This is a genomic window from Myceligenerans halotolerans (genome assembly GCF_054782975.1).
Genome location: NZ_BAAGRL010000063.1, coordinates 88311 through 96645, shown reverse-complemented (window position 1 = coordinate 96645; position 8335 = coordinate 88311). Strand labels below are relative to the sequence as shown.

Here is an 8335-nt window from a genome sequence, read left to right as displayed (position 1 = left end):
CCGCGAGGCACGACTGCCAGACCAAGCAAAATCACGCCTCCACGGTTTCAAGGGATTGCCAGACGAGCGTCGAGCCCGGCACGCGCGCCGTCATCTACCTGCGCGTCTCTTCGCCGAGCCAGGTCAAGACCGACTACGACCCCGAGGGCCAGTCGATCCCTGCGCAGCGCACCGCGTGCCTGCGCAAGGCGGAACAGCTCGGTCTGACGGTCATCGATGAGTACATCGAGCCGGGCCGCTCCGCGACCGAGATGACCAAGCGGCTCGCCTTCCAGCAGATGCTCGCCCGCGTCCAGCACGAGCGCGACGTCGACTACGTGATCGTGTACAAGCTCTCGCGCATGGCTCGCAACCGGCTCGACGACGCCATCGTCATGGCTGACCTGCGCAAGCGCGGTGTGACCCTCGTGTCGGCGACCGAGTCCATCGACGACTCGCCGGTCGGGCAGCTTATGCACGGGATCCTGGCGACCTTCAACGAGTACCAGTCCCGTGAGTCGGGCGCCGACATCGCCTACAAGATGGGCCAGAAGGCCAAGAACGGCGGCACGCTCGGGAGAGCCCCCTTGGGCTACCTCAACGTCTTCGACCGCTTCGAGGGCCGCGAGATCCGCACAGTCGTCACCGACCCCGAACGGGCGCCGTTCATCAAGCTCGCCTTCGAGCTGTACGCCACGGGTGACTATACGCTCAACGAGCTCTCCGACGAGCTGTACGACCGGGGCCTGCGCACCAGACCGTCTCAAAGACGGCCCGCCCAGCAGGTCTCGATCAACAAGCTGTCGCTGATGCTGCGCGACCGCTACTACCTCGGCTACGTCTCCTACCAGGGCGAGGAGTACCAGGGGCGCCACGAGCCCCTCATCGACGAAGACCTCTTCGACCACGTCCAGGGCATCATCGAGGTCCGCCAGAACGCGAAGGAGCGCCGCAGGGTGCACCACCACACTCTGAAGGGCTCGGTCTACTGTGGACGCTGCCAGCGGGCCGGCCGCACGGGACGGCTGGTGATCCAGCACGTCGTGAACGCACGCGGCACCGAATACACCTACTTCTTCTGTCGCAACAAGCAGACCGGCATCTGCGACGCGCGCCACGTCAACGTGCTGCACGTCGAGGACGCCGTCGAGCGGCACTACGCCACCGTCCGGTTCGGCGCCGAGTTCATCGCCGAGGTCCGCACCCACATCAGCGAGGCGATCGGCGCAGAGGAAGCCGCCACCAAGCTCCTCCACCAGCAGCTCACCACGGAACTCCGTGCCCTGGACGCCCGCGAGGAGAATCTCATCGATCTGGCCGCAGACGGCGCCGCACCCCAGGCCAAGATCAAGGCGAAGCTGCGCGAGATCGACCGCCAGCGACGCCACCTCACCGATCGCCTCAAGGACACCCGCGAGGACCTCTCCGAAGGGGCGAGGCTGATCGAGGCGTGCCTGAAGCTCCTGGAGAACCCACAGGAGCTGTACCGACGCTGCGACGACGAGCAGCGGCGCCTGCTCAACCAGGCGATCTTCCACGCCCTCTACATCGAGGACGACGAGCACGAGATGGTCACCGGGAGTGAGCTCAAGGAGCCGTTCGCACGGCTCCGCGCCGTGGAGCGCACCCGCAGGCTCGCCCAGACCGACAAGCCCGACCCCGGCTCCCCCGCGCCCCAATACGACAGCAGGCCCGCCTCCGATGGAGGCGGGCCTGCTGCTATGCATGGGGTCGACGCCCTGCTGGAGGGCTTGACCCAGGGGCACTGTTTTAGTAGTCCCCCTATGGTGGAGCTGCCGGGAATCGAACCCGGGTCCGGTGTCACTTTTCGAGGACTTCTCCGGGCGCAGTCTGCTATGGATTTTCTCGGCCCCCGCGCTTGCGCAGACACATTCGCGGACGGGCTCAGTCACCTAGAAGTCCCTGTAGTCCCGATGACGTGGACCACAAGCAGTGGCTCTCAAGATGACGCCGGCTACCGGGGTGAGAGCGCCCCCGGGCCGACGGACTTCAGGCTCGCCTCAGGCGGCGAGAGCGAAGTCGTTGCGCGTGTTATCGGCAACTATTGGTTTGCAGACATCGTTAGCGAGAGAAGTCTGCATCCTCGGCCCGCTTCCCCTCGAAGCACGACCACCGTCGAAACCGATCAGCCCCATGTTGAGTTGTCAACACCCGCCGAGCCCGTGGACTCCGGCGAGGTACTCAGTCTAGTGGATCAACACGTTGCCCCGTCACCTTATTTCCCGACCTCGCGATCCGCGTGCCCAAGGGACATCTCCGGCGCCACGAGGTCGCGCACCCGGCGCTTGAGCTCGGCGATGTCCGGGAAGCCGCCGTCGCGCTTGCGATTCCAGACGGTGACGGACGCGTCGTCGTCGGACGCGAACACCTGGATCCGGAAGACGCCGGCCTCGGTGTCCTTCGCGGCGGGCCGCAGCGCGACCTCGCCGATCTCGGACTCGAAGGTCTGCAGGAGCTCCGCGGCGTACCACTGGGCCCGCAGCAGCCACTTGCAGCGGACGCAGTACGTGATGACGAGTCGAGGCGCAGGCATGGCCTCAGTGTCGCAGCACGCTCGCCGTGCGGGACGCCGCGCCCATGCCTAGCTCAGCTTCTCGCGGTGGCGCATGGCGCGTAGTGCCTCGCGGTTGTCCTGCTTCTCGCGCAGGGCCTGGCGCTTGTCGTACTCCTTCTTGCCGCGTGCGAGCGCGATCTCGACCTTGGCGCGGCCGTCCAGGAAGTACAGGGACAGCGGCACGACCGTGTGGCCCTTCTCGTGGGCCTTGGCCTGGAGGCGCAGGATCTCGTCCTTGTGCAGCAGCAGCTTGCGCTTGCGGCGGGGTGAGTGGTTGTTCCACGTCCCCTGGAAGTACTCGGGGATGTGCACGCCCTCCAGCCACGCCTCGCCGCGGTCCACGTGCACGAACCCGTCGACCAGGGACGCGCGCCCCATCCGCAGCGCCTTGACCTCGGTGCCCCACAGCACGAGACCCGCCTCGAACACGTCCTCGATCACGTAGTCGTGGCGGGCCTTCTTGTTGTTCGCCACGATCTTGCGCGGGTCCTCAGGCTTCTTCTTCTTTTTGGCGCCCTTCGCCATGGTCTCCCTCCACGTCCATCACGTCGGCGCTCGTCCAGGTCCGCGCGCGACGTTCCAGGATACGCGCCCGCACCCGCCCCGTCCGGGGATTTACGCGGAAGCCGGTCCCGGAGGTCAGAGATAGGTCATCGGATCCACCGTCGACCCGTTGACGTACACCTCGAAGTGCAGGTGACAGGCCGTGGACGTGCCGGTGGTGCCCGAGTAGCCGACCACCTGGCCGCGCGTCACCCGCTGCCCCGGGGAGACCGCCCAGCTCGTCAGGTGGTTGTAGCTCGACATGAGGCTGTTGCCGGCACTCGTGTAGCCATGGTCGACGAGAACCTGGTTCCCCAGGCCCTGGATGGTGCGCGCGTACACCACGGTCCCCGAGCTCGCCGCGAGGATCGGCGTCCCGCAGTAGGCCCGGAGGTCCGTCCCGGCATGCAGGCGCCAGTAGTTCAGCACCGGGTGGTACCGCATCCCGTAGGGCGAGGTGACCACGGGGTTCGCCGTCGGCCACGTCAGGTACGACGCCGTCCCCGGTGACCCACCGGGCGCTCCGCCGCCTCCCCCGCCGGTCCCGTCGTCACGGCCGCTGCGGCTGGCCGCACGCTGCCGGTCGCGCTCCTGCTGCTCGGCGATGATCTCCTTGAGGTCGGCCTCGATGGAGCTGATCGCCTGCTCGGTCTGCTCGAGCGACCGGCTCGCGGCGTCCTTGCGTCGCTCGATGCGGTCCTTGAGCGTCTGCCGCTCCGCGATGAGGTTCTCGATCTCGGTCTTCTTGCTCGCGGCCTGCTCGAGGACCTCCTCCTTGCGCTCGACGTTCTCGTCGGCGAGCACCTTGAGTTCCGTGACCGTCTCCCGGATCGCGGTGAGACGAGCCCTCATGTTGCGCGCCTGCGCCGCGGAGTCCTGCAGTTCGGCCAGCGCACGCGCCTGGCTCCGGGCCGCGGAGGAGGAGACCGCGTACCCGTCGAGGAACTCCTCGGTGGTCTGCGCGCCGGTGACCAGGCCGAGCGCCGTCGTGCTGCCCGACGACCGGAAGTCCTCCCGCGCCATCTTGACGATGTCCTCGCGGGCCGCGTCCGCCTTGCCGGCGTCGTCGGCGATCTCCCGGATGATCCGGGCCTCCTCGGACTGCGCGTCCGTGAGGCGCTGGGAGAGGATCGCCGCCTCCCGCTCCGCCTGCTCGAGCCCGGCCTCCGCCTGGGCCAGGTCCGCCTCGGCGAGCGGGAGGCGCGCCTCGACGTCGTTGAGCTCGAGGGCTGCCTCGGCGAGCCGCTCGTCGGTGTGCTCGAGGCTGCTCTCGAGTTCCTCGCGCTCGCGCTTCTTGTCGTCGGCCCGTGCCTCGGCGGCGGCGCGCTGGTCGTCGAGGTCGTCCGCGGCAGCAGGGACGACGGCGGTCGCGCCGCCCAGGGCCAGCAGGATGGCCAGGGCCAGCGGGACGACTCGGGCGACGGTTCGGTGCGACATCATCAGATCCTCGTGTACCGGTTGAGAGTGACCACGGAGCTGACCGCCGCGAGCGCCACCGCCACGAGGACGAGGAAGGGCGCGACGGCGAGCACGTCCCCGGCGTCGACGTAGGCGACCCAGTCGACGGAGCGTTCCAGCCAGTCCGAGACCAGGAAGCGCACGGCGAGCCAGAGCCCGAGGCAGGCGAGCAGCGCGCCGGTGACGGCGGCGATCGCCCCTTCGAGGAGGAACGGGAGCTGGACGAACAGGTTGGAGGCGCCGACGAGCCGCATGATCTCGGTCTCCTTGCGGCGCGAGACGGCGGACAGTCGGATGGTGGTGGTGATGAGGAGTACGGCGGCCAGGAGCATGACGCCCGCGAGGCCGGCGGCGAGCAGGGTCGCCACGTTGAGGGTGCGGAAGAGGGGTTCGAAGACGGAGCGCTGGTCCTCGACGAGTTCGACGCCGTCGCGGCCGGTGAGCACGTCGCTGACGACGGCGAACTGGCCGGGGTCGGCGAGTTCGAGGCGCAGGGACGCCTGCATGTCGTCCTCTGTGAGCTGGGTGCCCTGGTAGCCGTTGGGGTAGCGCTCGGTGAAGGCGTCGAAGGCTTCGGCCTTGGTCTCGACGTAGACGGCTTCGACCTGGTCGGTGAGCTCGGTGTCGATGACGTCGCGGACGGCGTCGATCTGCTGGTCGGTGGCTTCGCCGGCGGCGCAGGTGGGCATCATCGAGCCGGTGGGGCAGAGGAAGACGGAGACCTGGACGAGGTCGTACCAGTCGTTCTTGAGCTTGCCGATCTGGGTCTGCAGGAGGGCTGCGGCTCCCACGAAGGTGAGGGACACGAACGTCACCAGGATGACGGCGACCACCATGGTGGTGTTGCGCCGCAGTCCTGCCGCCACCTCACCCGCGACGAACTGGAATCGCACCTCAGGCCTCCCCGCGCGTAAAGGCTCGGGCCGGCTCGTGGCCGGGCCGGGTCTCCGCGGCGAATCGGCGGATGCCGCGCGCGGAAGTGTCGAGGACCGCGGAGGGGCGCATCACCGGGAGGATCGCCTCGCGCTCGCCGTAGCCGCCGGACGCCTCGTCGCGGACCACGACGCCGTCGGACAGTTCGACGACGCGGCGGCGCATCTCGTTCACGATCTCGTCGTCGTGGGTGGCCATGACGACGGTGGTGCCGGTGCTGTTGATGCGGTCCAGGAGGCGCATGATGCCGAGGCTCGTGGTGGGGTCGAGGTTGCCGGTGGGCTCGTCGGCGAGCAGGATCTGGGGCCGGTTGACGATGGCGCGGGCGATGGCGGCGCGTTGCTGCTCGCCGCCCGACAGTTCGGTCGGCATGCGCTTCTCCTTGCCGGTGAGGCCGACCATGTCGAGGATCTCGGGGACGGTGTCGCGGACCGCGGACCGGGGCTTGCCGATCACCTTGAGCGCGAACGCGACGTTCTCGTAGACCGTCTTGTTCTGCAGCAGGCGGAAGTCCTGGAAGACGACGCCGAGTTCGCGGCGGAGCTTGGGCACGCGCCAGGCGGAGAGCCGTGCGACGTCGCGCCCGGCCACGTAGATGCGGCCGCGGGTGGGGCGATGCTCGCGGAGGACGAGGGACAGGAAGGTGGACTTCCCGGACCCCGAGGCGCCGACCAGGAACACGAACTCGCCGCGCTGCACGTCCACCGTGACGTCCTCGAGGGCGGGCCGCGCGCCGCGCGTGTAGACCTTTGACACGTTCTCGAACCTAATCACGTGCACTCCCCACGGATGACGTCGGTCCCGCCTTGCCTGGGGACCCCCTGAGCATCACCACCGGTGATACCCCACCTGCGAGGCTAAGGGTGATTTTGCCGTCGCACACGGCGAGACACGCCGGTGGCCCGTTTCATGCCGCGCCTCCCGCAGGCGGTTTCAGGGAAACGCCTGGAATTTCGTGACAAGCCGACGACGCCGGAAGGTCGGTGCGCAGGTCGGTGCGCTGGCGCCGGAGGGGGCGGATCAGCGCATCCGGCGCGAGGGTACCCGGGTACCCGGGCGCGCGGGGACCCCGCGGGTCCGGTGCGCCCGAGGGGCCCGGGGCACTCGGGATCAAGAGTCGGCGATCTGCCGGTTGCGGCGCCAGCGGATGCCGGCCTCGATGAAGTCGTCGATTGCTCCGTCGAAGACCGCCTGCGTGTTGCCCTGCTCGTGCTCGGTGCGCAGGTCCTTGACCATCTGGTAGGGCTGCAGCACGTACGAGCGCATCTGGTCGCCCCAGCTCGCCTTGATGTCGCCGGCGAGCTCCTTCTTCTTGGCAGCTTCCTCCGCCTTGCGCAACAGGAGCAGGCGCGACTGGAGCACGCGGTACGCGGCGGCGCGGTTCTGGATCTGCGACTTCTCGTTCTGCATCGCGACCACGACGCCCGTCGGGATGTGGGTCATGCGCACGGCGGAGTCGGTGGTGTTCACGGACTGGCCGCCGGGACCGGAGGACCGGTACACGTCGATCTTGAGCTCGGAGTCCGGGATGTCGATGTGGTCGGTCTGCTCGATGAGGGGGACCACCTCGACCGCGGCGAACGACGTCTGCCGGCGCCCCTGGTTGTCGAACGGGGAGATCCGCACGAGCCGGTGCGTGCCGGCCTCGACGGACAGCGTGCCGAACGCGTACGGCACGTTGACCTCGAACGTCGCAGACTTCAGGCCCGCCTCCTCGGCGTACGACGTGTCGCCCACCTTGGTGGGGTACCCGTGCCGCTCGGCCCACCGCAGATACATGCGCAGCAGCATCTCGGCGAAGTCCGCGGCGTCCACCCCGCCGGCCCCGGACCGGATCGTGACGACGGCCTCGCGGGCGTCGTACTCGCCGTTGAGCAGGGTCCGCACCTCGAGCGAGTCGAGGTCCTTGCGGATCGCGGCGATCTCACTCTCGGCCTCGCGGAGGGAGTCCTCGTCCTCCATCTCCTCGCCGAGCTCGACGAGTGTCTCGACATCGTCGATGCGCGCCCCGAGCTTCTTCACCCGGTCCAGCTCGGACTGCGCCGCCGACAGCGCGGACGTCACCTTCTGCCCGATCTCCGGATCGTCCCAGAGGTCCGGTGCCGACGCCTGCTCGGAGAGCTCGGCGATCTTGCCCCGCAGCACAGTGGGGTCACTGACGGCCTCGATGGACTCGAGGGTGCTGCGCAGGCCCTTGATCTCGGACGGGAAGTCGATGGTTGCCACGAGTATCCAGCCTACCCGCCCGGCTCGCCGGCTCGCCGCAGGGTCGGCGCCGGCCGACGGGCGCCGCGACCTTCACCACGCCCTCGCCGTCGATGTCGCGGTGACCACGATCGGCGCGGTCGCGTCCGTGAACCAGCCCAGGAGGGGCGGCGTGCTCGGTACCGCGATCGTGACACGGGCCGACCGACCGTCGGGCGAGGTCGCCGACACGACCCGGAGGCCGTCAGGCGCGGCGCCCGGATGCTCGGCGAGGTAGCGCTCGACGGCGGCCGCGACGCTCCGGTCGTCCAGGATGAGGGTTCCCGCTCCCGGGGCCCGGTCCAGGCCAACCTCCCCGGTGTAGATCCGCCGCTCGTCGACGGCCTGGGCCGCATCCGTGGCGAGCATGTCGGCCAGATCGGCGAGGTGCTTGCGGTCCAGATGCACGGCTGTCGCCGACACGACCATCCCGACAAGAGCCACCGCGAACATCACGAACGCCGCGGTCAGCAGCCAGATGCGCCCACCCTCCGGGTCGCCGGGCCGGGCGTTCGTGCCCGACGGCGGGCACGGGCACGGTGTCGTCGCCCGACCGGCCGGGGCGATCCGGCGATCCCCCATGGCGGGACGGTACCCGCGGGC

7 protein-coding genes, 1 other RNA gene and 1 pseudogene are annotated in these 8335 nt (G+C 69.1%); 1 reads left to right on the top strand and 8 read right to left on the bottom strand.

All coding sequences use genetic code 11. The features are described 5' to 3' along the window. Positions 1-92: 92 nt before the first annotated feature. Positions 93-893: pseudogene (locus ACYVK5_RS25685) on the top strand (recombinase family protein); the annotation flags it as partial. 871 nt (positions 894-1764) lie between these two features. Here ACYVK5_RS25685 and ssrA read toward each other — a convergent pair. The 8 genes from ssrA to ACYVK5_RS25645 all read right to left on the bottom strand — a co-directional run bounded on the left by ssrA (position 1765) and on the right by ACYVK5_RS25645 (position 8314). Continuing rightward, positions 1765-2133: a transfer-messenger RNA gene (ssrA, locus tag ACYVK5_RS25680) on the bottom strand. A gap of 82 nt (positions 2134-2215) precedes the next feature. Then, a complete protein-coding gene (locus ACYVK5_RS25675; protein ID WP_460709100.1) occupies positions 2216-2533 on the bottom strand; it encodes an Rdx family protein in 318 nt (105 codons plus the stop codon). A 48-nt stretch (positions 2534-2581) separates the two neighbouring features. Beyond that, complete coding sequence (smpB, locus tag ACYVK5_RS25670) at positions 2582-3079, bottom strand: SsrA-binding protein SmpB (RefSeq protein WP_460709096.1); 498 nt, start codon at positions 3077-3079, stop codon at positions 2582-2584. A 114-nt stretch (positions 3080-3193) separates the two neighbouring features. Continuing rightward, positions 3194-4534 carry a M23 family metallopeptidase gene (locus tag ACYVK5_RS25665; protein ID WP_460709094.1) on the bottom strand — a complete coding sequence of 447 codons (1341 nt, stop codon included), beginning with the start codon at positions 4532-4534 and terminating at the stop codon, positions 3194-3196. 2 nt (positions 4535-4536) lie between these two features. Continuing rightward, entirely contained in the window at positions 4537-5448 is a 912-nt protein-coding gene (gene ftsX, locus ACYVK5_RS25660) for a permease-like cell division protein FtsX (RefSeq protein ID WP_460709092.1), read from the bottom strand. 1 nt (position 5449) lies between these two features. Beyond that, the gene (ftsE, locus tag ACYVK5_RS25655; protein WP_460709090.1) at positions 5450-6262 is read right to left on the bottom strand and encodes a cell division ATP-binding protein FtsE; all 813 of its coding nucleotides are present in this window, start codon (positions 6260-6262) and stop codon (positions 5450-5452) included. A 336-nt stretch (positions 6263-6598) separates the two neighbouring features. Then, positions 6599-7714 carry a peptide chain release factor 2 gene (gene prfB, locus ACYVK5_RS25650; RefSeq protein ID WP_460709088.1) on the bottom strand — a complete coding sequence of 372 codons (1116 nt, stop codon included), beginning with the start codon at positions 7712-7714 and terminating at the stop codon, positions 6599-6601. Positions 7715-7786: 72 nt separating this feature from the next. Continuing rightward, positions 7787-8314, bottom strand: coding sequence for a hypothetical protein (locus ACYVK5_RS25645; RefSeq protein ID WP_460709086.1), 528 nt, complete (start codon positions 8312-8314; stop codon positions 7787-7789). Positions 8315-8335: the final 21 nt, after the last annotated feature.